General features: G+C 46.3%; 20 protein-coding genes. 13 read left to right on the forward strand and 7 right to left on the reverse strand.

The window, feature by feature from the left end; all coding sequences use genetic code 11:
- The first annotated feature begins 22 nt into the window (after positions 1–22).
- Positions 23–2431 (forward strand): polyprenyl synthetase family protein, encoded by a 2409-nt coding sequence (locus DFQ00_RS08930; protein ID WP_110896129.1) that lies wholly within the window; start codon positions 23–25, stop codon positions 2429–2431.
- Between the two features lie 131 nt (positions 2432–2562).
- Here the strand turns inward: DFQ00_RS08930 and DFQ00_RS08935 are convergent, their stop codons facing one another.
- A complete protein-coding gene (locus DFQ00_RS08935; protein WP_110896130.1) occupies positions 2563–4332 on the reverse strand; it encodes an ABC transporter substrate-binding protein in 1770 nt (589 codons plus the stop codon).
- 97 nt (positions 4333–4429) lie between these two features.
- Here DFQ00_RS08935 and DFQ00_RS08940 point away from each other — a divergent pair, with 97 nt between their 5' ends.
- From DFQ00_RS08940 to DFQ00_RS08950, 3 genes are all read left to right on the forward strand, one after another.
- Positions 4430–5734, forward strand: a complete 1305-nt coding sequence (locus tag DFQ00_RS08940; protein WP_341866260.1) for an MDR family MFS transporter — start codon at positions 4430–4432, stop codon at positions 5732–5734.
- Between the two features lie 742 nt (positions 5735–6476).
- The gene (locus DFQ00_RS08945) at positions 6477–8222 is read left to right on the forward strand and encodes an ABC transporter ATP-binding protein (protein ID WP_110896221.1); all 1746 of its coding nucleotides are present in this window, start codon (positions 6477–6479) and stop codon (positions 8220–8222) included.
- The gene (locus DFQ00_RS08950; RefSeq protein ID WP_110896132.1) at positions 8219–9988 is read left to right on the forward strand and encodes an ABC transporter ATP-binding protein; all 1770 of its coding nucleotides are present in this window, start codon (positions 8219–8221) and stop codon (positions 9986–9988) included. Before DFQ00_RS08945 ends, DFQ00_RS08950 begins: the two co-directional genes overlap by 4 nt.
- Before the next feature lie 202 nt (positions 9989–10190).
- Here the strand turns inward: DFQ00_RS08950 and cyoE are convergent, their stop codons facing one another.
- Complete coding sequence (gene cyoE / locus DFQ00_RS08955) at positions 10191–11114, reverse strand: heme o synthase (protein WP_425271015.1); 924 nt, start codon at positions 11112–11114, stop codon at positions 10191–10193.
- A gap of 463 nt (positions 11115–11577) precedes the next feature.
- Between cyoE and DFQ00_RS08960 the strand changes: the two genes are divergently transcribed.
- On the forward strand, positions 11578–12504 hold the full coding sequence (locus tag DFQ00_RS08960) for an NAD(P)/FAD-dependent oxidoreductase (protein ID WP_110896134.1): 927 nt from the start codon (positions 11578–11580) through the stop codon (positions 12502–12504).
- A gap of 89 nt (positions 12505–12593) precedes the next feature.
- Here DFQ00_RS08960 and DFQ00_RS08965 read toward each other — a convergent pair whose 3' ends face one another.
- Positions 12594–14135 carry a right-handed parallel beta-helix repeat-containing protein gene (locus DFQ00_RS08965; protein WP_110896135.1) on the reverse strand — a complete coding sequence of 514 codons (1542 nt, stop codon included), beginning with the start codon at positions 14133–14135 and terminating at the stop codon, positions 12594–12596.
- A gap of 263 nt (positions 14136–14398) precedes the next feature.
- Between DFQ00_RS08965 and DFQ00_RS08970 the strand changes: the two genes are divergently transcribed.
- Positions 14399–14986, forward strand: a complete 588-nt coding sequence (locus DFQ00_RS08970) for a TetR/AcrR family transcriptional regulator (protein ID WP_110896136.1) — start codon at positions 14399–14401, stop codon at positions 14984–14986.
- A gap of 70 nt (positions 14987–15056) precedes the next feature.
- On the forward strand, positions 15057–16538 hold the full coding sequence (locus DFQ00_RS08975; RefSeq protein ID WP_110896222.1) for a DHA2 family efflux MFS transporter permease subunit: 1482 nt from the start codon (positions 15057–15059) through the stop codon (positions 16536–16538).
- A 114-nt stretch (positions 16539–16652) separates the two neighbouring features.
- On the opposite strand, the gene DFQ00_RS08980 is transcribed toward DFQ00_RS08975, so the two are convergent.
- Entirely contained in the window at positions 16653–17633 is a 981-nt protein-coding gene (locus DFQ00_RS08980) for an alpha/beta hydrolase (protein ID WP_110896137.1), read from the reverse strand.
- A gap of 208 nt (positions 17634–17841) precedes the next feature.
- Here DFQ00_RS08980 and DFQ00_RS08985 point away from each other — a divergent pair, with 208 nt between their 5' ends.
- Positions 17842–18807 (forward strand): MBL fold metallo-hydrolase, encoded by a 966-nt coding sequence (locus tag DFQ00_RS08985; protein WP_110896138.1) that lies wholly within the window; start codon positions 17842–17844, stop codon positions 18805–18807.
- 56 nt (positions 18808–18863) lie between these two features.
- On the opposite strand, the gene DFQ00_RS08990 is transcribed toward DFQ00_RS08985, so the two are convergent.
- The gene (locus tag DFQ00_RS08990) at positions 18864–19454 is read right to left on the reverse strand and encodes a LysE family transporter (RefSeq protein ID WP_110896139.1); all 591 of its coding nucleotides are present in this window, start codon (positions 19452–19454) and stop codon (positions 18864–18866) included.
- A gap of 133 nt (positions 19455–19587) precedes the next feature.
- Here DFQ00_RS08990 and DFQ00_RS08995 point away from each other — a divergent pair, with 133 nt between their 5' ends.
- The 3 genes from DFQ00_RS08995 (at position 19588) to DFQ00_RS09005 (ending at position 22354) form a co-directional block, all read left to right on the forward strand.
- Positions 19588–20151, forward strand: coding sequence for a helix-turn-helix domain-containing protein (locus DFQ00_RS08995; RefSeq protein WP_110896140.1), 564 nt, complete (start codon positions 19588–19590; stop codon positions 20149–20151).
- 163 nt (positions 20152–20314) lie between these two features.
- Positions 20315–21067, forward strand: coding sequence for a TrmB family transcriptional regulator (locus DFQ00_RS09000; RefSeq protein ID WP_110896141.1), 753 nt, complete (start codon positions 20315–20317; stop codon positions 21065–21067).
- Between the two features lie 123 nt (positions 21068–21190).
- Entirely contained in the window at positions 21191–22354 is a 1164-nt protein-coding gene (locus DFQ00_RS09005) for an MFS transporter (protein ID WP_110896142.1), read from the forward strand.
- A 158-nt stretch (positions 22355–22512) separates the two neighbouring features.
- Here DFQ00_RS09005 and DFQ00_RS09010 read toward each other — a convergent pair whose 3' ends face one another.
- Positions 22513–23934, reverse strand: coding sequence for a glycoside hydrolase family 1 protein (locus DFQ00_RS09010; protein WP_110896223.1), 1422 nt, complete (start codon positions 23932–23934; stop codon positions 22513–22515).
- Between the two features lie 176 nt (positions 23935–24110).
- Here DFQ00_RS09010 and DFQ00_RS09015 point away from each other — a divergent pair, with 176 nt between their 5' ends.
- Entirely contained in the window at positions 24111–25085 is a 975-nt protein-coding gene (locus tag DFQ00_RS09015; RefSeq protein ID WP_110896143.1) for a LacI family DNA-binding transcriptional regulator, read from the forward strand.
- Positions 25086–25298: 213 nt separating this feature from the next.
- Positions 25299–25592, forward strand: coding sequence for a DUF3817 domain-containing protein (locus DFQ00_RS09020; RefSeq protein WP_110896144.1), 294 nt, complete (start codon positions 25299–25301; stop codon positions 25590–25592).
- A gap of 146 nt (positions 25593–25738) precedes the next feature.
- Here the strand turns inward: DFQ00_RS09020 and DFQ00_RS09025 are convergent, their stop codons facing one another.
- The gene (locus DFQ00_RS09025) at positions 25739–26575 is read right to left on the reverse strand and encodes an AraC family transcriptional regulator (protein ID WP_110896145.1); all 837 of its coding nucleotides are present in this window, start codon (positions 26573–26575) and stop codon (positions 25739–25741) included.
- Positions 26576–26612 lie beyond the last annotated feature (37 nt).

Genomic DNA, 26612 nt, shown 5'->3' on the forward strand with positions numbered 1-26612 from the left:
CCGAAGTTGAGGGATGCTACCGATGAATAACTTGCTTGTAGATGAGACTAACGATAAAGCTGCCACGAATGCAAAAGCTAGTGCAGCTTATCGGCTTGCGGAGCAGAAGGCGTCTCAATATTTTACTACTCTCTCACAGCGGCTGCTGAACAATACACATACCACTGTACTCACTGAAGACTTCAGCGTGTGGCAGAAGAAGCATATTCACCCATTCGACTGGTTGTCCTGGTTACCAGGCAAAAGACAGCCGGACACACGAAATGTTCAGAAATATATGCACTGGCTGAATGTGGCGGGCAAGCTGGAGGATTATTTGGACAGAAGCATTTCCTATATTTATATGCGCGATCTCGGGCAGGCGTTGGATTCGCCCAAAACCCAAGAAAACATTCGCCGTACAGTCAAGGACACTCAACAATATTTTACGAAGACTGCAAGTGAACATGAGCCTCAGCCAGATTATATCAGTCCTGTAGCGTTGTACCGATGGGGCCAGCGAGAACAGGTTGAAGAAGCTGTCATTTGGGTGATGGACAAATTAAAACATGTGGCAGCCAATATTCCAGAGGAACTGGATGCCGCACAGGCACAGCGAAAGCTAATTAAAATTATACTGGGCGTTGTACTACATGTGTATGACGAGTTGACGGAGCAGACGCCAAGGGAGGAACGAATCCAGAGGCTGGATGCAGCGATTCGGCTTGGCTATTCCTACGGGCTGACGTATCCTTTTGTAGATGATCTTCTCGATTCTCAGGTGCTGAACGCACAGCAGAAGGAACAATACTCCTCCATGATTCAGAAGGCGCTCCTTACAGGTGCTGTACCGGATATAGAAGAATGGGAGGGCCCGCAGCTTGAAGTGATTCGATATGTCCATGCTGAGCTTCGAGAGGCGTTTGAATATATTCGGAGCTATCAGCGTGTGGAGATGCAGCAAACTTTTTTCGAACAATCCTATGTTTTCTTTCAATCCCAAGAGATTGACCGTGCTAAAAAAATATCCAATGCACACTACTCCAACGAGGCGTTATACATTCCAATCATCATTAAATCGGCTTCTTCCCGGTTAATCGTACGTTCTGTTCTTAGCGCGGCGGAGGATGAAGGCTTTGATCTGCGCACCTTCCATTACGGGATATATAATCAGCTTGCGGATGATTTTGCCGATATGTTTGATGATCTGCGGGATGGGGCAGTGACACCTTACACGTATTATTTGAAATACCGCGATCTTCGTCCTGATCTGATTAATCCGTATGAGCTTTACTGGGCTGTTATCTCTTACTTGATTCATGAGGTTTACCAGTCCAATCCCAAATCTTGTGATGTGATACTGGATCGTGCCATCAATGGGCTAAAGCGCTGTAGAGAACGGCTTGGGCAGGCAAAATATGATGAGGTTATGGATATTTTTGCAGGAGGACAGCCAGAATTCAATCAGATCGTGCAGCAGATGGTGCGCAAAGCGCATGATGTGGATTTTCTGGACAAATTGTTACGTGATGAAGTGGTACAGCAGCTTAATAACGAAAAGCAGCAGAAGGAAATGTTCCAGCAAACGCTTCAGACGGTTCGTGAACGGATTAATGTCGAGCTGCAGATCAGCAAACCCGGTGAAGGACCAGATATGAAAGGTGTACTTATTGATGCAGCGAATTACAGCCTGCAGGGCGACGGTAAACGTCTGCGTCCAATTCTGACATGGGTGATGGGCGTGGAGCAGTACGGATTGCGTGAGTCGTCCTTAATGCCCCTTTTACGATCTATGGAATACATGCACACAGCTTCACTGATCTTTGATGATCTGCCCACCCAGGACAATGCCTCCACAAGAAGAGGGCGTTCAACGCTTCATCAGCTCCATAATAGCTCGACTGCAGAGCTGACCGGGCTATTCCTGATCCAGCGAGCCATTTGTGAGCAGTCTTCGTTACAGGGGTTTGATGAGCAAGCGGTGCTGAAGCTGATTCAATATTCTGCTGTCAAAGCGGAGGACATGTGCGCGGGGCAGGCTATGGATCTGGGGTCAAGAGGGAAGTCCCTGACGCTGGAGGAGCTGAATGCGATCTGCTTTTACAAAACAGGCATTGCCTTCGAGGCGGCTCTGGTCATGCCCGCGATTCTGGCTCAAGTGAAGGATGAGGAGATCGCTGAGCTCAAGGCATTTGCGTATCATGCAGGCATTGCCTTTCAGATCAGGGACGATCTTCTGGATTATGCGGGGGATCAACGAGTGCTTGGCAAACCGGCAGGACAGGATGAACGCAATAATAACTCCACCTTTGTATCTATTTTAGGAGAACAGGGGGCACAAAAGGCCATGTGGGAACACTATTGTTTCGCGTATGATGCCTTGCGCCGGATGCCGCAACCGATTCCTTTCCTCAAATATCTGCTGGACTATCTTGTTGGCCGCGAACGTTAAGGTGAACGAAATGATAATACAATACGAGAATATCAAAATATCTACAACCCCCTTCCCGTTGCAACGGTGCGAGGGGGTTGTGATGTCTTTGTCCTAATGTCCACGTCCTGCGGCTGCTGGCGAATGCAATGTTACGGATTTTTGATCCACAGCTTGGAGATATCGAGAAAACCGAACTCCGACGTCTGCATGCCATAGATGCTCTGATGCAGCTGGGCCTTTTTGTTCATATGACATCCGTGTAACAACCAGCCGTTCTCTCGTAGCAAGCCTTCAGCCTGCTCCAGAAGTAACGTGCGCTCAGCTTGAGCAAGCTGGGGAAAAGGATCTAACACCTCATCCAATATTGCTTGATACTCGGGCGTTAAGTAATCATGCAAGGAGTTGGACTGGTTTTTGAAAAAATGAATCATGCCATACTGCCAGTCATCCTCCAGTATTTCTTCTCTTAGAACGATTGGTGCGTGTGAAGCCTTCACGACATCCAGATAATCATCAAACGGCTCCAGCTCAATCTTGAGCCCGATCTGAAGTGCACGGCGCTGGAGCCACTCCGCCACATCGGAGTCCTTATTCTTTTTATAGGACAGCATGAAGGACTCACCATCATAACCGGATTGTTCGAGCAATGCTCTGGCATCGTGCAAAGATGCAGCTTTCCAGTTCTCGGTAGCACTTCGCCAGGGCAGAAAACTGCTGGCAGGTGTAATGCGATTTTTGCCCAAGTCATTCACCAGTGTGAGCGGATCATACACGATACGCATCGCTTGACGGAAGGCGAGATGATGATGTAAGCCTTGGATATGAAAATTGAACAGCATATACTGACACCCAAGTGAAGGATAGTCAATAAATTGAGGCTGTTGTGGATTGCTTTCAGTCAGGTTAAGCCGGTCGCTAACGGGGAGATCGTAATAACCGTCATTGGAAGCGGACTCGGGAAGAAACCAGATGTGAACCTGATCCAGATGAGGTCGAATGCCATAATAACCGTCGAAGGCGCTTAATTTAATGACATCCTTACTCATCTCCATGATCTGAAATGGACCTGTGCCCACCAGCGTCCGGTTCGAATCATGATCAGCAGGCAGCACGGTCATGCGAATACAGCTGAACAGATGAAGGAAGAAACGATTGGCCCGTTTCAGCACAAACCGGATGTTATAATCGCCAATACGTTCTGCCCGCTCAATATCACGGTACAGCCACAGAGAGGAACAGTTCATCTCGAACAACCGGTTCAAGGAAGCCTGGACATCCTGAGATGTCATCACACGGCCATCATGAAACCGAACGCCTTTACGTAAATAAAAGACCCATTCCCGGTGATCACTGCTGCATTCCCATGCATGGGCGAGCGCCGGCAGAAAGGTATCCGTGTTAGCATCGTATGAAATCAGTGTGCTACATACTTGACCCAGCAAATAAGTCTCAAAGGATGTGTACACAGAAGCAGGGTCCAGATCGCCAAGCTGACGTGATCTCAGCATGCGAAGAATATCCTGTCCAGAGTCTGTTTCCACGTGACTGCGAAAGCCCATCTGTTGATGCAGCGTAAGCATGAGTTTCTCCCGCAGCACATCGTCGATTCGCACACTTCCGATCAGCTCGATAGCTTCTTTCAGCTTGCCTCTGCACAGAAGTTCGGTGAATTGCACCTCCAATGCTTCGTTCAGACTTCTCAGCAGTGTCAGCTCGGAATGATGCCCGCGGCCACGTCCTGGATGCCACTTGATAAAGCGCTGCTGCTCCAGCTTGCGCAGAATAAATTTGACATTGCGGGGAGTGCAGCACAGCACAGCGGAGAGCGTATCAATCGTCACACGGACGGGTTCATTCACCTTGAATGTAAGCTGCTCGGCGTCAGCCAGTCTTAGAAAATGAGTATAGATCGTATCCACAAACACCGCTCCTTCATAAAGGTGAAAAGTAACAACGAATGTTTACACTTTTACTTCCCCCTTTTATCCATACAATTATACCTATGAGGATGACGGAATTCATCTATTTTCACAAAATAAAAAGAGAGATAGAGAGAAGAGCAGCAAGATGGGAGACATGAAGATGAAGACATACTTAAAGCAAATTCACCCCTTGGCCTGGACGATTATTATTGGAACGATGTTTGGACGGCTGGTCACGTCGATGAGCATTCCGTTTCTGTCCATCTATTTGACCCGCGTGCTTGAAGCAACCCCGACTCAAACGGGCGTCACTGTTGCAGTAAGCTCGCTCGCCGGAGTTCTGGTCAGCTTTTATGGGGGATATATCTCTGACCGGATCGGTCGTAAAATCGTAATGCTGGTGTCGGTATTCAGCTGGGCCGCCGTATTTTTTATTTTCTCGATAGCAGAGCATCTGTGGGTCTTCTTTGTTGCCAATACGTTAAACGGGTTGTGCCGCGCTGTATTTGAGCCAACGTCCAGAGCACTCTTATCAGATATTACATCGCCGCAGAACAAGCTGCTGGTGTTTAATCTGAGATATGCTGCGATCAACCTGGGTGTTGTATTTGGACCCATTATCGGATTCCAGCTTGGGTCCTCGGAGTCTACGTTTCCTTTTGTCATCTCTGGATTGGTATATATCGTGTATGGCCTGATCTTGTATTTACAATTCAGGCTGCATCATGCGAATCTGCCCGTGCGTCTGGAGGTTATTGCACCTCGTCTGCGAGAAGCACTAATGACAACCGGGCGGGATCGTGTATTCCTGCCAGTGCTGATCGGTACGACTTTTTGTGTGCTAGGATATGGTCACTTTAGCTCCACACTTGCGCAGTATTTGGCGAGAAGTCCTGTTTTTGAAAATGGGGGCCAGCTGTTCTCATATATGCTCTCGTTGAATGCTGTTACTGTGCTTGTTGTCCAGTATCCACTTGTGCGCACATTCCGCAATGCACCGCCGCTTATACCGCTTATATCGGGTAATCTGCTTGTTGCTTCGAGCCTGCTGCTGTTTGGTGTAGCGCAAGGAATTGTTCTGATGATGGTTAGTGTTATTCTATTCACGATAGGAGAAGTGCTGCTGTTTACGATGATGGATATGCTGATTGATCGCATTGCAAAGCCAGAATGGAAAGGCACATATTTTGGCACCATCGGTTTCAATAATATCGGCAATGTAGTGGCTCCGGTGATGGGTGGACTGTTGTTAAGTCAGTTTGGTGCGGCGGATGGCCTATCCGTATTTATCCCAATCGCGTTGACTACGGCAATAGGCGTTCCTTTTTTACTTATAGCACATAAACGCCTTGTTATAAGAGAAAAGCAGCACACCGAGTCTGTTCAAATGGGAGCCTAAGGATGAAGTAAATAACAATTCAGTTAATAATTATGTTGACGTATAAAGAATGAGCGAATAGAATAAACAACAAATATGTGAAACGGGTGGGATAACGAATGAACGGTCAGCTACGACAGGTACGCATTGCGATAATTGAATATGCATGAGCATATCGACGTTATTCGGGTAGAGTGTTGACCACGTTTGGACAGTCAGGCTCATTGCTACCCTGTCTGGACGCTCATTCATACTGAGATGCGGAGAAGAAGCTGGAACTTACCTGTCCTTGCTGACTTTTCATTCATATCAAGCTGTAGATGAACTTCATTCATCTATGGCTTTTTTGCATTCCTCCTGAACGCTTCACATGGAAAGGAGCAGAAATCCGCGAGCATTTATAAGCACATGTGGTTGTTCATGACTTAATTTAAGGACAAGAAAGGGAGAGTGTACGATGGTAAAACGATGTAAACAATTAGCTTCCGCACAAGGCATTATGGATTACAGCAAGCTGCTGCATGATTCATCATAGCGAACGAAGGCAAGGCGAGCATGACAAACTAGGGCTAAATATTAACTAGGGCGTGCCTGAAAACGCTGAAGGAAGCAGGTGTTGCTGAATTTTCGTTCCGAGCCAGGAAGTTTCCGCAGGCGTGCAGAGATACGTCATGGGAAAGTGACGCAGCAGAGGGCGACAAGTTGGTACAAAATGCACTTCAATACGCTTCAAGACACGGTCCAATTTGAAGGGGTGAGGGCGATGCCCAAAACAGAGAAACGCTCGATGGCATGGCTGCTGCAATATTTAAAACCGGTCAAGGGAAAGCTGGCAGTGCTCCTGATTATGCTGCTTGCGTCAACAGGGCTGCAGCTGCTTAATCCACAAATCATACAGCGATTTATTGATACAGCTGCAACGGAAGGTGTTCTGAGTGACTTGATCAAGCTGGCTGCACTCTTTCTGCTTGTTGCTGTTATGAATCAGCTCATTACCATAGCTGTAAGTTATTTGGGTAATGATGTTGCCTGGAGGGCTACAAACCGGATGCGTGGAGATTTGCTAAAGCATTGTCTCAGGCTGGATATGCGTTTTCATAATGTGAAAACACCCGGCGAGATGATCGAACGAGTAGATGGAGACGTGACAAGTATCTCCAATTTTTTCGCTATGTTTATCGTTCAGGTCATTGGAAGCTTTGTGCTGCTGGCAGGCATTCTAGGGTTTATGTTCACCATTAATGTGCCGATAGCGATCGTTATGACGGCGTTCACACTGTTATCTATACTGTTCATGGTCATTATCCGCAACCTCGGAGTGGAGTCTTCCAAAAACGAGCGTGCCGCCAGTGCCTCCTTGTTCAGTCTGATCGAGGAGCGTATTGCCGGTATTGAGGATGTGCAGGCCAACGGACATGTGCCGTATGTAATGAATCGCTTTTACCGCACCATGCGTGCTGTCTTCCTCAGAGGACGAAAAGCGTGGCTGCTGCGGGTTGTTCCATGGAATACAACGGTCATTATGTTTATTATTTCGGTTACGGTGGTGCTGCTTCTTGGAGTTCACTACTACATTGAAGGCATGATCAGCTTGGGCACCCTGTTTCTAATCTACCAATACAGTCAGATGCTGAATGAGCCTATCGAGCTGCTTGGCGATCAGGTACAGGAATTCCAGAAGGCGAAGTCAGGCATGCTTCGTTCCCGAGAGCTGTTATCCATGCGAAGCGAGATTGAGGATGGAACAGAAGAACAGCTTCCTGACGGACCACTTGGACTGAAATTCAGTCAAGTTCATTTCAGTTACAATGCAGAGAAGCCAGTGCTTCAAAATATTACGTTTGAGGTGAAGCCGGGAGAGCGTCTAGGCATCATCGGCCGTACCGGCAGCGGTAAATCAAGTCTGAGCCGTATATTGCTGCGTCTGTACAATCTGGATCAAGGAACAATTCACATTGGGGGAACAGACATTACCAAGCTATCTATGCAGGCACTCTATCGCAGGGTAGGGATGGTTACACAGGATGTACAGCTGTTTGACGGAACGCTGCGTGACAATCTAACCTTGTTTAATTCAGAAGTGTCTGATGTGATGATCAAACAAACGACAGAACGGTTAGGACTGCATCATTGGATTGATACACAGCCTGATGGACTGGATACACATCTTCATGCAGGAGGAGCCTCTTTATCCGCAGGAGAAGCCCAGCTGTTCGCTTTAACCCGTGTGTTTCTCACAGAGCCGAGTCTGGTAATTCTGGATGAGCCATCCTCACGGCTGGACGCTGCCACTGAGAGCATGCTTCAGGCTGCCATAGATGAATTAATGAAGCGATCTACAGGAATTATTATTGCGCACCGTCTTGCCACACTGGAGAAAGTAGACAAAATCATGGTGCTGGGTGAGGGTAAGCTGCTGGAGTTCGGAGATAGACAGGAGCTGGCTAATGATTCGTCCTCTCACTATGCACGGCTTCTGGTTACAGGCCGAGAGGAGGAACTGGCATGAATGTAACAGGATTTATAGGGCGTTTGTTTCGTTATAAGCCTTATTTGTTTTTTATCAATGGTTTGTTATGGTGTGTGTTTCATTCCCTTCCGCTTGCGATGGGACTGGGTATGCAGTGGTTCTTTGATCGAACAGCGACGGGACGGGTCGACTACATGTGGCTTGCTGTACCTTTAATTGTAATCGCGCTGTTTCGATTAACCCGGGTGGGAACGTTTTTTGTAGCATTTTACGCTTGGGTGACGTATATGTATCACATTCAAGCTATTTTACGGACCAACATGCTTGCTGGCATCATGCGCTGGCCTGGACGGAATTTACCTGCATCGCCAGGCGAGGCAATGAGCCGTTTTCGCGACGACGTCGATGAAGTGGTCGAATACATTGAATCCTGGGTGGATTTTTGGGGACGGCTCGTTTTTGCAGTTGTCTCAATTATCATTATGGCGAACATTAACTGGAAGATTACGCTGGTTGCTGTGCTGCCCCTGGTTATCGTGACACTTCTCAACAACCTTTCAGGCAACCGCGCAAGGAAGTATGCGCAAGTGAACCGGGAAGCTACAGGTCGTATTACCAGTTTTATTGCAGAGACCTTCGGGGCTGTGCAGGCGCTGAAGCTCGGTCAGGCCGAAGAGAATGTGGCAGCACGTTTTAATCTGCTGAATGAAGAACGTCGTCAAGCAGCCTTGCGCGACAGTCTGTTTAAACAGTGGATGAAATCGCTCAATCAGCATGTGCTAAGCATCTGTACGGGGCTCATTCTGCTGATGTGTGCTGCCGAGATGAAGGCAGGCCACTTCACGGTTGGAGATTTTGCTCTGTTTACCAGTTATCTCGTTAACATTGGATTTAGTATTTCACTGTTCGGGTATATGGTATTCCAGCATAAAAGGCTCAAGGTATCGTATGACCGCATGCGTACATTATTTCGTCCAGGCGAAGAGGATCAGATTATGGAGAGCAGGGAAATATACCTGTATGAAGATCCACCAGAGCTGAAGCATGAACGAAGAAACATGAACGAGAAGTTTCATGAGCTTGAAGTGAAACATCTTAGTTATCGGTATGGGTCATCTGCAAACGGAATACATGACATTAATTTCAAGCTGAAACGCGGCCAATTTCTGGTCATCACCGGGCGGATCGGATCTGGTAAATCAACGCTTGTTCGAACATTGCTAGGACTGTTGCCCAAGCAAGAGGGCGAGATTGTCTGGAATGGAGAGCATGTAGATCCAGCAACATTTCTTATGCCGCCAAGAGCCGCATATACTCCTCAGGTTCCAAGGCTTTTCAGTGATACACTCAGGGAGAATATTGTGCAAGGCAAGGTGGGAGAAACAGATCAGGCGATGGAAAAGGCCATTCGTCTCGCAGTTCTGGATCAAGATATTCAACAACTGGATCAAGGACTGGAGACTCCGGTGGGACCAAGAGGTGTCATGTTATCCGGCGGGCAGATTCAGAGGTCAGCAACTGCGCGAATGTTAATGACGGAGGCAGACCTGTTTATCTTCGATGATCTGTCCAGTGCCCTCGATGTAGAAACGGAGCAAAAGGTGTGGGAGGGATTGTTTCAGGAGAATGATGTCACTTGTATTGCTGTATCTCACCGCAAAGCTGCTTTAACCAAAGCGGATCATATTATCGTCATGAAGGATGGACGTATTGAAGCCGAAGGGAATCTGGTGGAGCTGCTTGAGAGCAATGAAGAGATGCAACTGCTGTGGCAGGGAGAGCAAATGCCTGTAAAGGCTGGGTGAGCATAAATGTTGCCTGGGACGTGTCTTGAAGCCTACTGAAGTGCTCCAGCTCTAGTATGCCTGAGGCAAAATTTGCTTTATTAGCGTTTTCAAGCACGTTATACGCCTGGTAAAACACAAAACCGTACAGATTCATGCCTGATTACAGGCAATGCTCTGTACGGTTTTGTGTTCATTCTTTTTCCCAAACCCTGTACCTATCTTATCTCATCAATTGAGCAATCAAAGAGTAAGCAATGATAACAAGGAAGATAATGGTGATATGGTTGATGGAGAAAATAAACATCCGCTGGGACCATTTCTTGGTGTCTTTCGGATCAAAAGTAGTGACACTTAGAATCAGCCAAGCTAGAGTCACCAGAAAAGCTACAATAGCGATAAACGGGCTCATTGGCCAAAACAAGAAGCTTGAAAGTAGCAGCAATACAAGATATACGTTAGATTGAACGTAAGTTCGTCCAATGCCCTTCACTACAGGCAGCATAGGGACACCAGCAGCTTTGTATTCATCAAAACGGCGAATGGCGATGCCGTAGAAGTGAGGCATTTGCCATAATAACATCGTTACAACCAGTGCCCAGATTTCGAAATGGCCAAGGTCTGGAGAAATGGCTGCCCAACCGATCAGTGGTGGAACTGCACCTGACAGACTGCCAACCTCGGTATTATAGATCGTTGTACGCTTAGTCCACATCGTATAAGGGAACACATACAGCAGCAATCCCAAAATACCAAAAACAGCGGCTGAGGGTGAAGCAATATACAGCATAACCGCCCCAATTAACGTAATGGTAATACCTAGAATCAAACCTGACTTGGTATCGACCCGCCCAGTTACCGTAGGACGTTTTTTGGTACGCTCCATTATTGCATCAATGTCCCGGTCATACAGATTGTTAAACACTCCGGCTGCCCCGATAATCAAGGAAGATCCGAGGAAAGACAGCACAATCGGGACAATATTGGCAAGAACAGAGGCATTAAATACATATAAAGCTAAGCTTAAACCTGCAAACATGGCAATCAAGTTGGACTTGATGATTCCAATTTTGATTGTATCGAAAAATACTTTTGGAATCGAGTTGTACTCAAGGCTAATATTTGTCGTCTGTGGTTCGTTATTCAATGCTTTCAAATACTCACTTCCTAATATATATACTTGTGTAAACTTCATATTATATGTACCTATTATATCATCCAAATCACGTTGTGCTTTGAATAACGTTTTAGTATTTAAAATAATGTCAATTGATTGTGAACAATTTAAAAACAAGATCTTTTTTAATTGTTAAAACAACAATTCTGTGCTACGAGCTCTTTTTCATTGGATTGTCATGTATTCATTGTAGAAATAGAATAAACATATTGCAAATACATAATGAACATTGTATTGTAGATATAAGATATCTCTAATAGACTTGTTTAGAATGATGAAAAAGGACTTTCATTTAATAAAAGCATGTCATGCTATTAGAATTATCACAGTCCTTCCAACCTTCCCATGTGACATGGCTGGCTTTAATGCAGAGTGGAGGCAATCTTTTGTTGTTTAATTAAAGATATTAAATATCTGGAAAGGGTGTTTTGGAATGAATGAAAATCAGGATCAATTCGATGTAGTGATTGTGGGGGGAGGACCAGCAGGCTTGAACGCTGCATTGGTGCTCGGCCGAGCTAGAAAGCATGTGCTTGTTATAGATAATCAGAAACCTCGCAATTGGGTTACGCGTGAGACGCATGGTTTTCTTACGAGAGATGGGGTTAGTCCTCAGCAATTTCGTGAATATGCTGCAGAAGACATCAAGGCCTATCCTTCTGTGCAATTTACATCCGATACGGTAATTAAGATGAACGGGAAGGATGGAGCATTCATAGTCAAAACGGCTGAGGATAAAGCTTATTACGCCCGAAAAATCTTGTTTGCTGTTGGTAAAAGGGACCAGCCTTTGCACATTGATGGATTATCAGAGGTTTACGGGAAAAGTGCTTTTGTCTGCCCTTATTGTGATGGATGGGAGCTGCAGGATCAGAAGCTAGTCATGATTATGAGTGCGGAAAAGGCGTTGTACATGGCTAAATTAATCGCTGGCTGGACCAAGAATTATGTACTGTGTACAAACGGAGATGTGACCTTGCCAGAAGAACAGATGTTAGAGCTTTCTCGGCATGGGGTTCAGGTTTATGAAGCGCCTATTCACTCGATTTTGTCTCAAGAAGGGATGGTTCGTGCAGTTGAGCTGGAGGATGGAACCCTGATCTCTTGTACAGGAATATTCTTTCAGCCCAAACTCCAGGCGGGTTCGGAGGTTCCTATGGGGCTTGGATGTGAGGTGACAGATTCGGGGACCATCGTTGTTGATGCACAAGGAAAAACGTCTGTGCCAGGTGTTTTCAGTGCGGGAGATGCTGCATCCGAATTGTATCAAGCGATTACAGCCGCTTCGTTAGGCTCGTTAACGGCGGTGAGTATAAATAATGAATTGAATTTTGAAGCGTGGGACTCTGGAACAAAATAAAGGTAACTTCAATTCAAAGGGAAACCGTCAGCGAGTCATCCATCCCACGGCATGGTATGATGCTGACGGTTTTCATCAATTGTATCGTTCTATCTGGAATCCTGTATGGTTGCCGTACTGTTGTTTGCACTGAGTGCAGTAATAGGATCAAAAGGAGGGCCAGTGATGGTTCCCACGAGCAAAGCGATGTCTACTGCATTCTGAGGACTTCCCCAAGAATTGCCGGAGAACACCATAACGGCCTGATCATTGACAAATCCGCGTGTATTATAAACGACATTACTAATGATCTCTCCCGTAGTATTTGGATTAAAGTAAGCTGGTTGACGCAGGGAGTAGAAGATATTGTTTCTTACGATGAGTCCGGTCATGTTGCCAATTTGGGTTACAATCCCACGATTGACAATCCACCCCGTAGACGGGCCGGCTTGGGGAGGACCGAATATCGTATTATTTTTCACGGTATGATTGGTACCTCCTAATTGAATAAACTCTACTGCATAGGGGTTGTCACTTGTCATTGTGAAGCCGTCTACCGTTACTCCGCTTCCGATGATGGTAAATGGGATGACGGCGGCTTGCAGGAGAATGATTGTATTCGGGTAACCCTGGAGAGTTACTCCGGCCTTATTAATCGTAATGTTTGATGTAATTGGATATGTTGCACCGAGGACATGAACTGTACCTGTTGGTGAAACGGCGGTTACCCCCTGTTGAATCGTTCCAAATGGACTGGCTTGTGTCCCGTTTCCTCCAACTGCTCCCTGCAAGACATATACGTTAAACGGATTAGGTTCAAATGTACCTGTAGCGCCTGTGAAGCCGGTGGCACCTGTCACACCTATGGCCCCAGTAGCCCCAGTCGCCCCGGTAGCACCAGTCGCCCCCGTCGCACCTGTAGGTCCAGTAGGGCCGGTCGCCCCCGTTGTACCGACATCTCCAGTCGCCCCGGTTACACCCGTTTCACCAGTGGCTCCAGTCGCTCCTGTCGTACCAGTCGCGCCTGTCGGTCCCTCAGGACCTCCGGAAGGTCCTGTATCTCCAGTCGCGCCCGTTTCACCTGTGTTTCCCGTCGCGCCCGTTGCGCCAGTTATTCCGGTACTTCCAGTCGCGCCCGTAGTACCTGTAACGCCCGTAGTACCTGTAACGCCCGTAGCACCAGTGGCACCAGTCGCCCCTGTCGCACCAGTCGCACCTGTTGTACCCGCAGCACCTGTGATTCCCGTATTGCCTGTGGCCCCCGTCGCCCCCGTCGCCCCTGTAATTCCAACCGCGTTTTCGCTCCCGAACAATTCGGAGTATACGAGCCGGTGGGCGGCAATCAGCGCTCCGGCACTGTTCTTGCCCCAGAAGGAAACAAGCACACTTTCAGGACTAGGTTCTGTTACGGTAATGACATAATCAAAACTGTCCAGGTCAGCATAATAATTGCGTGTCAGTACAGCGTTTGGCAAAATCGTAATTTGTTCACTCACATACAACGTACGTACTCCACTAAGTACATAGCCTTGAATGAGCACCGTGGCTGCCGATACTGGATTTTCATTTTCAATCTTGATGGATACAGTCTGCGTAGGCCTAACTCCATTAACAGGGGTGTTATCAATAGGGCCTGTTATCAATACAGACAATAACATCTCCTCCTTTGTTTTTGAAAATAAATGCAAATGCATTATGAATCCTGTTTACTATGTGTATTCCGTGGGACTAGAGAAGTATTCACATGCATTTTTATACAAAGAGCTCATGTTCAGTCAAACGCTTCATTGCTTTGTTTTGAAAGAAGGTTGTTATCTTTCTGTAAAATTTTAATTAAAATCATTGACATCTCGTCTTTAAGCGATTTTAATTATATAGACCGATTGTTATAATTTATTGAAGGAAGTGGCTTTCTTTGAGTGAAAAGTCGAATGCCAGAGATCTTATTATTGGCACAGCAGCCAGACTGTTTTTTTCACAAGGATATCATGCGACCGGTCTGAATCAGATCATTAAGGAGAGTAACACGCCGAAAGGTTCGTTATATCATTATTTTCCACAGGGTAAGGAGGAGCTGGCTCTCGAATGTATTCAAACGACCAATGCTTATGTTCTTCAGAAGTTCCAGGAAACGTTCCAGTCCTATGAAACAACCTCGGAGGGAATCAGGCAATTCATCTATGAAACAGCCAATGAAGCTGAAGCTTCAGGTTATACGGGATTCTATCCGTTCAGCTTCTGGGCTGCTGTAGAAACTTCATGTATCAGTCAACAGCTGCGAGCTGCTTCACAGGATGTGTTTGCTGGCTGGCAGGAGGTTATTGCATGTCATCTCATACAGGACGGCATTGGTGAGGAGAGGGCTCGAGAAACCGCAATGCTGGTCGTATCCCTAATGGAAGGTGCATTGATTATCAGTCTGACCAATCAGGATAAACAGCCCCTGCTGACGGCTGCTGATTATTTGTCAGTTGTAGCAAAGAATGCTGAACAGAAACAGTAAATTATCTCAAGAGTAGAGAGAAAAGAAACCGTTGGATAAGATTGAGGAGGATGGAACTTTGGAAGCTTCCATGAAAGCTGGATCAGAAAAGAATCAACAAGAAACACAACAGTATAAGGTGTTCCCGATTTTGTTCGCCATGCTGCTGAGCGGATTCATAGGTTTATTTGGTGAGACTGCTCTGAATGTAGCCTTGACACCGTTAATGGGTCTGCTTGAGGTTGGACCAACAACGATACAATGGTTAACTACAGGATATTTGCTTGTGCTTGGTATTCTGGTTCCCGTGTCGGGTTTGCTGCTGCAATGGTTTACGACCAGACAGCTGTTTACGACCTCGCTTGTGTTTTCCATTGCGGGCACATTGGTTGCTGCACTTGCACCGAATTTCGAAATTTTGTTAGTAGCCCGTGTGCTACAAGCAGTGGGAACAGCACTATTGCTGCCGCTGATGTTTAACACCATTCTGGTTATTTTTCCAATTGAGAAGCGTGGTGCGGCTATGGGCCTGATCGGCCTAGTTATTATGTTTGCACCGGCAAGTGGTCCGAGTATTTCAGGGCTGATTTTGGCCAACTTGAGCTGGCACTGGATTTTCTGGATTTCATTACCCTTTTTCCTGATCTCCCTGGTGTGCGGTTTGATGTTCCTTCCGAACATTTCCAAATTGACCAAGCCCAAAATTGATGTGCTGTCTATTGTGCTGTCAACACTCGGTTTTGGCGGTATTGTATATGGCTTCAGCAGTGCCGGCGGACATGGAGAAGCGGGAGGTGGCTGGACTAGTCCGATTGTCATTGCAACGCTGGTGGTTGGTGTAGTTTCATTGCTCTTGTTCAGCATACGTCAATTGCGTATGAAAGAGCCTGTGATGGATCTGCGAGTATTCAAGTATCCGATGTTTACCCTGGGACTGCTACTGGTCTTTATCTGTATGATGATGATTCTGTCCTCCATGCTGGTATTGCCGATGTATTTGCAGCAGGGTATGGCGGTTACACCACTTACTGCAGGATTGGTTCTACTGCCAGGCAGTTTGTTGAATGGATTTTTATCTCCGGTCATGGGGCGTTTGTTTGACAAATTTGGTCCGAGATGGCTGGTTATTATCGGTATTTCTATTGTTGCGATTGTATTGTTCCTGTACACTACGATCGAGCCAACAACGCCGCTGATCAACATTATTATGATGCATGTATTCATGATGATTGGTATTTCAATGGTGATGATGCCTGCACAAACAAACGGTCTGAACCAGCTGCCGCGTCAATATTACCCGCACGGTACAGCAATTATGAATACTTTGCAGCAGGTATCAGGTGCTATCGGTACAGCTGTTGCAGTAAGTATTCTCAGTGCAGGTCAGGCGCGTTACTTGAAGGGTGTGGATCATCCACAGAGTCCTGAAAATATTCTGGCAGGCTTCACATCTGGTGTGCAGAATGCGTTTGTCTTTGCATTGATTCTGGCCCTGGCTGGACTACTCATTGCCGTATTTGTAAAAAGAGTAAAGGTAGGCTCAGCTGAGAAATCACAAAGCGCGACGCACTAAATGCAAGATTAAAAAAGAGCGATGCTCCCCGTATGTAGGGGGCATCGCTCTTCTGCTTATGCACTAATAGTATGCTTTCAGATGATAATGTTGCTCCGCAGTCCACCTGGGCGGTTATTTCTTAACAATATCCAAAATCTCATCGGCTACGATGTCCGGGTGGTATTGATGAATGTAATGCTCGGTATCCTTGACATGTACTTGTTTGAATAATGCGGACCAGGACTTGAATTCAGTTTGTGTTTTTGTCCAATCGGGTTCTGCTTTACCAAAATAATCTGCGGTCAGAATCGTAAGAGGAAAGGGAAACGGCTTTTTATTGGCCATAACAGCCTGGGCATTCGCATGCAGCTCGCGTAACTCATTGACCGTATCAGCATTGCCATAGTTCAGCAGAAGTGCTGTTTGATCTGCTTTTTTCAGATCATCGGGCACCAGTTTTAGTTCATTCCGATTGGCGTTTGATGTATCAACCACTTGTTGATTTTGCATGATCAGTCGGAAAAGCCCGCTTCTGATGCGGAATTGATTGCCGAAACCACCAATAGTGTCCGCGGGGTTATCCGAATCCTTTTCATAGTATTCAGGACTTCCACCGTCAATCATGACAATGCCTTTGACAAGATCGGGATATTTCTGTGCAAAACGAAGTGTTTCTAATGAGCCAAGGGAGTGAGCGACAAGCACGTAAGGCGGCTTTTGCCCGGAAACCTGTAGCAATTCGTGTAGTTCATCAGCAACCGTATCTACATCGCGCGTTTTATCGGTCTTGTCACTGTAGCCATACCCGAAGCGGTCATACACAGCAAACTTTGCATTTGGGGCGAGCTTTTCGTATAAAGGATAATAGTCTACATATGGATTAGCTGTTCCCCAGCCTGAGGCAAGCACGACGGTTACATCGCCTTTTCCTCCCGTATACAGGTGCATCTTATTGCCGTCTACTTCATACCGTTTGCCAGGTGGTGTAAATGATTTTTCATCTTGCGATGCACCGACCTGCTGATAGATCACACCGGAACCTAGCAAAACAATAATCAGGAACAGATCAAAGAGTAGAAACTTAACAAGTCTTGTACGCCATTTTTTGCTCATGGATGCTCTCACACTCTCTCTTGTTTTTTCTATATCATATAGGCTCAGTCTTATACGAGTGAAAACGGGGTCTTAATTCTAGCTTAACTGCTCCAATTGTGTCTGTTTGGTACAAAATTGAATATCGCCACGCGATGAATTAAGATGAGAAGATAATAATGATATTCCACGGGCCAACCGTGAGATACGAGGATCGGAAGGGCTGCACATGACGAAATACGAAAATCAGATTCCAACATCCGCCGGAATGAGCATCAAGTCCTTAACCAGCATATTGCGGGATTCCTTGCGTAAAAATGTGGAGCGCAGGCCGTCTGGAAGCATACCCGTTGAGCGATATTCGCATCCTATAACGTCGGAGGCCTCCAAGCATCCACAGGTGACATGGTTTGGACACTCCGCTTTTTTGCTTGAGATAGAGGCACATCGCCTGCTCTTTGACCCTATGCTGGGTGAGCGTCCTTCACCTGTATCCTGGGCCGGAACGAAACGCTTCAGTCGCGAGCTGCCGATGCAGCCCGAGGACTTTCCTGAACTGGACGCCATCGTGATCTCCCATGATCATTATGATCATCTTGATGTTTCTTCGATTCGCAGATTGAAAAATAAAACCAAACGTTTCATCGTTCCACTTGGTGTGCGCAAAAGGTTAATCAAGTGGGGCGTGCCTGCGGATCAGATCACAGAGCATCAGTGGGGAGATGAATTTACCTTCAAGGGGTTAACATTTGCATGTACCCCGGCACGACACTTTTCCGGAAGAGGTCTATTGGATCGGGATTCGACCCTTTGGTGCTCGTGGGCTATTATTGGAGAGGAAACAAAGGTGTTTTTCAGCGGTGACAGTGGATATGGTCCTCATTTCAAGGAAATTGGAAGCAAGTATGGCCCCTTTGATCTGACACTGATGGAATGCGGTCAATATGACAAGCGCTGGTCCAACATTCACATGATGCCTGAGGAAACGGTACAAGCTCATCTGGATGTAGGCGGGGAGTTATTGATTCCGATTCATTGGGGAGCATTTACACTTGCGTATCATGCCTGGAATGAACCGGCAGAGCGGGTCACCCGTGCGGCAAGAACGGCTCATGTGCGTATAGCTACTCCCAAAATAGGCGAGACGGTGGTAGTCAACGCACAAGGGATCACAACCAGACCCTGGTGGAGATAAAATCAGGAGTAATCGCAGAAAGCGTTCAGCTCGGCAGACGAGTGAACGCTTTTGTTTTATTTTATCAATGAGAACGCGGTAAGGATTAACAGCAGACCCATGCAGATATGAAAAGGGCGTTCGTATTTTAACAGAAATTGCTGAAGCAAATGTCCGCCCAAAGCCCAGCTTAGATTCGCACTGATACCGATCAGTGTGAGCAGGAGCGAGTAGTACAGGAACTGCTGATGGGACTGAGTATGGGGCAGAACAAACACCGATAAAGCTGTCAGCCCGTATAAGATCACTTTGGGATTAATCAGCTGGAGGGTGAATCCGAACCAAAAGGAAAAATGCTTTCTTTGCTCGCTCTTGCTCTCACGCCCAGTGGACGCATTTTTCTTCATGATCATGAAGGCCAGATAGAGCATGTAGATACATCCGAATACGTTTAAAACGGGCGTGATCTTCGGAATATAGTGATAGAGAGCAAGATTGAAATAACTGGACATCAACATGATCAGAAGGCATCCGGCAGCAACTCCGCTGATAAAAGGAAAGGTGCTTCGGAATCCCTGATTTCTTGCATGTGTCATGGAGATGATATTGTTGGGTCCAGGTGTAAACGAAGCCACCATGGCGTAAGTGATTATAGCTGAGAGATCCATATGTCCTCCTTGTATGAATAGAATGTGTGTTATAATGCACAATAAGTGCGTTATAGCGTTTGTTCTTTATGATTGTACAATATGTGCTCTATAAAGCACAATAATTATATTATTTTGAGTGAGGTGGATGTTGATGGAAAATATTAATTTGATTCTGGCCCGAAACATGAAGTTAATCAGGGAACAAAGAAAACTGAGCTTGGACAAGGTAGCCGAATTGTCAGGTATAAGCAAAACCATGCTTGGTCAGATTGAGCGAGGTGAATCCAATCCGTCCATCGCAACAGTATGGAAAATTGCGAATGGATTGAAAATCTCATTCACAACCCTAATTGATGAACCGAAGTCGGATACAACCGTGCTCATGAAGGAGCATATCAAAGTATTACAGGAGGATGAGGGACGCATTCGGATTTATCCACATTTCTCATTTGAAGAGGGAAGGCGTTTTGAAATGTACATGATGGAGATGGATGAGCAAGCATCGTTGAGTGCTGAGCCGCATGTTGAAGGAGCAGAGGAATTCATCACGGTATGTAAAGGGGAGGTTACTATTAGAGTAGGGGAAGCAGAACACACGTTGCGACAGGGGGATTCGATCCGTTTCAAGGCAGATCAGTCGCATACATACTTTAATCCGGGGCGAAGTACCAACCAACTAAGCATGGTAATTTACTATGCGGGTCATAAGCATTAATCGGTCGGGAGAACGTTATATTGAAAAAAAGGCCGTTTGATTAAGACCGCAGAGGGAAACTGGACAGCCAAAGGGCCGGGATTTAAACTATAAACAGGTTGAGCTATCAGTTACAGGTTAACGGAAAGCGCAGAACAAACAGAAGGGACGTCTTGAACTGCATATGCTGCAAAAATTCGGATTTACCCAATATGAAAGTCAGGTCTATGAGGCTATAATGGCGCAGGATGAACCGCTTGATGCAACAACGATTGTAGGCGCCTCGAATGTGCCCAAGGCCAAAATCTATGAAGTGCTTAATCGGTTGATAGATAAGGGCATCGTGCTTACTACAATGGACGGAAAGAAGAAATTGTACATGGCGGTTGATCTGCAGACGGTCATTCACAAGATCAAGCTTGATTTTGAAAATGACATTGAAGCCCTGAAACAATATAAAATCAAGCGAACGTTCACGGATGAACATATCTGGACTTTAAAGGATGAGTCCTCCATCGCTTCAAACATCGAGCAGCTGCTTGAGGAGGCCGATTCGTCGATTCTTTTTCTGGCATGGAACGAGAGCATGGAGAGATATCGCGAGCTGCTGGAGAAGAAGGAGAGACAGGGAGTGTATGTAGAAGTGCTTGCCGTAGGCGGCCTGGAAAGCTCTCTTACTCGCCAATATTCACTTATCCCGCTGCTCGATGCCCCTGAGCCCTCACAGCTGCTTATTGTGGATCACATGTATCTGCTGTTTGCCGGTGTTGAGCATGAATCGTGGAAAGCGATCAAAACGATGTCCAAGCCCATTGTTAAAGCGATGACCGATTATTTCTATCATGATGTGGCCCTGACACAGATTACGAAAAAATATGGGGAACAGCTGCTGCAGGATGAAGAAATGGAACGCCTGCTGACCCGATTGATCTATTAAAAACTATTCTCTTGCAGAATAGTTTTTTTGCTAGGTTTTCGAAAAATATTGAAAGTATACATTGATCTTTCTTTCTTATTGGGTTACTATCGTAGTTGTAACTTGTTAGGGGGATTCGAAACAATGAATAAAAAGGTATATGTTTTGGCGATTGCAGCCTTTGTAGTGGGAACGGTTGAACTGATTCTGGGCGGCATTCTGGATCTGATTGCAACGGATTTGCATTTGTCTCTGGCAAAAGCAGGATATTTAATTTCAATCTTTTCACTGGTCTATGCGTTGTCTGCTCCAATTCTGCTTAATGTGACGGCGCGTTTCGAGCGAAAAAAAGTATATATGTACACGCTGCTTGTGTTTCTGATCAGTAATCTGATCTCCGCTTGTAGTGTGAACTTTTACATGTTGATGGCCGGACGGATGCTGGGAGCTGCCGCCGGGTCACTTATTTTTGTGCTGTCTCTGACGCTGGCTTCTCGTATTGTGGAGCCCGAGTATAAAGGACGTGCGGTTGGCACAATTACAATGGGGGGGAGTGCGTCGCTGATTCTTGGTGTGCCTCTTGGTATCTTTGTAGGCAACGCCTTTGGATGGCGTGAAGTGTTTATACTGATTGCCGTTCTGACTGTATGTGTGATGGTAGCCATTGGTGTGGCGATGAATCGTGTACAGCCTGCTCCCGCGGTAAGTCTTCAAAATCAGCTCAAGGCGTTATGGAATCCGAAAATGCTGGCTATTCATATGACGACACTGCTTGTACTAGCGGGGCACTTGACGTTATATGCGTATTTCACACCGTTTCTTCAGGCTGCCATAGGCGCCAGTCCAACGGCGATTACCTTGATCTATATGATGTTTGGACTCGCTGCCGTTGCAGGAGGAGGGATGGGAGGCATGTTATCGGACCGTCTGCATCCAGCCAAAGCAATTGTGATGGTGCTCATTCCTTTCATGTTAAGTATGGCTGTGATCCCGTTTAGTACCGGTCTGCCATTGATTCCTTTTCTGTTGCTGTTAAGTATTTGGGGAGCGTTGAGCTGGACTGTAACTCCTGTACAGAACAGTCTGATTATCAAGACGTCACCGGAAACCTCGGAAATTCTGATTAGCACTAACTCGGGTATAGCACATGCAGGTATTGCGCTGGGGACCTATATCGGCGGGCTCGTCATTGATCATTCTTCTATTATGAATACGGGGTGGGTTGGCTCAATCCTGGTGTGTATCGGACTGGGTTCCGCCGTGCTTGCAGTCAACATGAAAGAAAAGCATGTTCATGCTATGGCCTGAACAATTGAAGCTGACATGTGCGGAGGCAAACAATAGTTTCTAAGTCAGAAAAAAGACCTTCGAACAGAAGACCGAGCGTCAGGAACACCGTGAAGTTAGCGATCACAGCTTTCCTGACGCTCCTCCTGTAAGAAGGTCTGTAACCTAAGCCCTGAAGCTTAACGCTTCAGGCTTTTTCCATTGCTGGCGATAATCTCTTTATACCAGTGGAAGGATTTTTTGCGGTAACGCTCCAATGTACCTGAGCCATCATCATGACGGTCAACATAGATGAAACCGTAACGTTTTTTCAGCTGGGCAGAGGAAGCGCTGACAACATCAATGCATCCCCATGAGGTATAACCCATGATGTCCACACCGTCTTCCAACGCTTCGCCAACCTGAACGAGATGGTCATTCAGATACTGAATGCGATAGTCGTCCTCAACTGTTTTCTCACCGTCAGCACCTGTGGTTAATTCGTCTACGGCACCAAGCCCGTTCTCAACGATAAAGAGCGGTTTCTGGTAACGGTCATAGAACATATTCAGTACATAACGAAGTCCCTGCGGGTCAATCTGCCATCCCCATTCACTAGCGGCAAGATACGGGTTGGGCACACCGCCCATCAGATTACCTTCACCAGCGATTTGTTTGGCAGGATCGGCTGTCTGACATGTACTCATGTAATAACTGAAGGAGACAAAATCCACGGTGTTCAGCAGCGTTTCCTGGTCGCCTTCCTCCATATGAATCTCAATTCCGTTTTCGCGGAAGTAACGCTTCATATATCCGGGATAACGGCCGCGCACATGCATATCACCGAAGAAATAGTTGCTATGCTCATATTCCATAACCTTGATCACATCGTCAGGGTTCGGAGTCAAAGGGTATGTTGGCATACTTAGAATCATACAGCCGATCTGCGCGTCCGGGATAATCTCATGACACAGCTTAACGGCTGATGCACTTGCCACCAATTCGTGGTGGATGGCTTGATACAGGTCCTGCTTGCTCAGCTTGTCCTTAGGGGTGTAGATCCCGCCGCTCATGAACGGAAATTCAAGAATGGAGTTGATCTCGTTAAACGTGAGCCAGTATTTTACCTTGTTTTTATAACGGTTAAAAACAGTGGTCGCATAGCGCTCATAGAAAGCAATCATCTTCCGGTTCACCCAGCCGTCGTACTCTTTAGCAAGATGTAGCGGTGTCTCATAGTGTGATAATGTAACGAGAGGTTCGATTCCGTATTTAAGGCATTCATCAAACAGATTGTCGTAAAATTGCAAGCCTTCTTCATTCGGTTCTAATTCATCACCCTTTGGAAAAATGCGGGACCAAGCGATGGATGTGCGGAATACTTTGAACCCCATCTCCGCAAACAACTTCACATCTTCCTGATAGCGATGATACAGATCAATGCCGATCAGCTTCATGTTGTCTGCTGTAGGCTCATCCGTGATGGGGCCCATAACCCCTTTGGGTGCTACGTCCTGAGTGGAGAGACCTTTCCCCCCTTGATTGTAAGCACCTTCTGCCTGATTGGCCGCAATAGCGCCGCCCCATAGAAAATTTTCGGGAAATGAATAGGTTTGGTTCAATAATTTGCTCAAGTATATCGCTCCATTTCATAAATTTCATTCTGGACGCCATGAATGTACTCGTCCTGTTAGAAAAAGCTTAAACGTTGTAACGGGTTACACGTCAAGTTTTACTTTTGCTGAGCAGTTAAGGCATACTAGGAATGGCAGTTTGTTCGTAGAAAAGGAGCATCGGCATGTCCAAATTTGATGAAATTATAAAACGTTCCGGCTATTCAAGGGCCACAGTATCCCGCGTGATCAATCGTTCACCTCATGTTAGCGATGAAGCGAGACGCATTATTACTGAAATTATGAATGAACTGGATTATATTCCGAATCGAAATGCAGTGTCATTGTCTACGGGACAAACCAAACAGATCGGCATCGTTACAGCGATGATTGACGAGCTTAGCCTGACCTTCATTAATCAGTTTATGGATACGGCGATGGACTATGGTTTTCAAACGATTGTGTACATGTCGCGTGGGGATCAGCAGACCGAGATGCAGGCTTTCGAGGATTTGCGGAGTAAACGAGTGGATGGTCTGCTTATTGTAACCTGTGTTAATGATCCACATGAATTGAAGAGTTATATGCACTATGGACCGATCATATCGTGGCAGCGGATGGGGAATGACGACATTCCTTCAGTTGCGATGGATCAGGCTCAAGGGTACAGGCTGGCGCTAGAGCACCTGGTATCCAAGGGCTACATACGCATTGCCAATGTATTTGGCCGAAGTGGCAGTTTGAATACGCATAGTCGACGTGAAGCCTACGAGAAGTTCATGAACAGCCGAGGTTTGCCTGTTTGGCGAGAAGCTTATCAGTATTCGGTGTTTTCTTCTTCAGACGGTGAGGCGGCCTTCCGCCATATGATGGAACAAGGAGAGAGGCCGCAGGCCGTGCTATGCTCTAATGATTATGCTGCGATAGGCATTATGAGTGAGGCGCGTAGGCAGGGTATTCGAGTCCCAGAGCAGCTCGCCATTGTTGGCTTTGATGATACGGAATTGTCACGAGTGCTTGAATTAACGACGATTCATAATCCGATTGCTGAGCAAGCGAAGCAGGCGTTTTACCACCTGTGGCGTGTGCTCGGCAAGGAGAGGCTGGAGCTGATGCCGACAGCGCTGGATTACCGATTGATTGAACGTAAAACAACATAAGTGGACTAAACCGAGTTTCAAAGCCGCCTCTGCGCAGAGGGGCTCGTCAATTCAATAATTATTCAAATTTAAAGTAAAACGCAATCCTGCTCATGCCTTATACTTAGAACGAGCTTACATACGTTGTATGCATGGAGATACAGCGTTGTAAATCTCAATGTTGTAAGTTACATATTTCACAAATAAAGCTGCAGAAAGGTGAGGAATCAACGAATGAACACAATTACAGGCCGGTTCAGAATTGCGGGGATATGGGAGGGGGTATCCTTGCTGCTGCTTGTATGTATAGCCATGCCACTGAAATATTTTGCCGATATCTCTTCAGCTGTAGCTGTTCTTGGTATGATTCACGGTATTTTATTTCCGCTTTATCTGATTGCCCTGGTGCATCTCGGTCTGGTCAAAAAGTGGAAGGTTTCACGCTGGATCATGGGTGTAGCCGCAGGCTTGCTTCCGTTTGGAACATTTATTTTCGAAGCCTATCTTCGAAAGAGAGAGTGGAAATAGTCGTGTTCATCGAAACAACCTCCTGAACGAATGACAGGAGGTTGTTTGTGCATTAATTTGAGTGGGAGCAGTAAGCATGCTTTAAGTATGCATCTAACCCATAAACGAAATGTGGGGGATTTTTCGCTCATAAATTGATTTTGACTTCATGTGGTTGTCGTGATTGTCATTTGCTTGCGATATTCGGTCGGATTCAACCCGGTATGTTTCTTGAACTGTCTGGAAAAGTAGTAGGAATCGCTGAATCCGAGATTATCGGCAATATGGGTCATGGTCAAAGAGGTGCAACGAAGCATCTCTTTGGCTTTATCTATTTTTTTGCTGGTAATGTAATGAATAGGCGGCATGCCGACCTGTTGCTTGAAAAAACGAATGAAATAGTTCGGATGCATATGCAGCATCTGGGCCAAATCCTGAACGGACATGTTATCTTCAATATTGGTGTCGATATAGGTGAGCACGGTCGAAAGCTTTTCTACAACAGGCACGTTCAGATAGGTAATCTGCTCGAGATCGAGGCTCATGATGTAATGCGAGAGAAGCTCTGTCAGTTTGCTTTTGGCCATCATATGAGCATAAACCTCGCCTGAATTCGCATACATCAGCATGCTCTTGAACGTGTCCTCGAACTGTACAGGCTGATTCACCTCTACAAAATGTGCAAACCTGAGAATCTGAAACAGATTGATGCCTCCAACCTTGGCAGAAAAATGACACCAGTATTTAAGGAAAGGCTGGTCACTGATTGAGGAATACGACTGCGTGACCCCCTCCGGCATCAGAAAAAGCTGTCCCGGTTTGGGATAATACTCCTGATCCCCGATCTTGAGCCAGCCTTCACCCTCGCAGATCCAGTACAATTTGCTATAGTCCGGCGTATAGTCGAGATCTCTCCAACCCGGTCCACAGCGGTTATAGTTCACCATGTACAGATCAACCTGAAGGTTGGATAAGTAGTTGGCGAGCAGTGTTTGATGATCCATGCGCACCTCTCCCTGAAGGTTATTATCGTCCATCTAA

This window comes from Paenibacillus barcinonensis, assembly GCF_003217495.1.
In the GTDB taxonomy this organism is placed as follows: domain Bacteria; phylum Bacillota; class Bacilli; order Paenibacillales; family Paenibacillaceae; genus Paenibacillus; species Paenibacillus barcinonensis.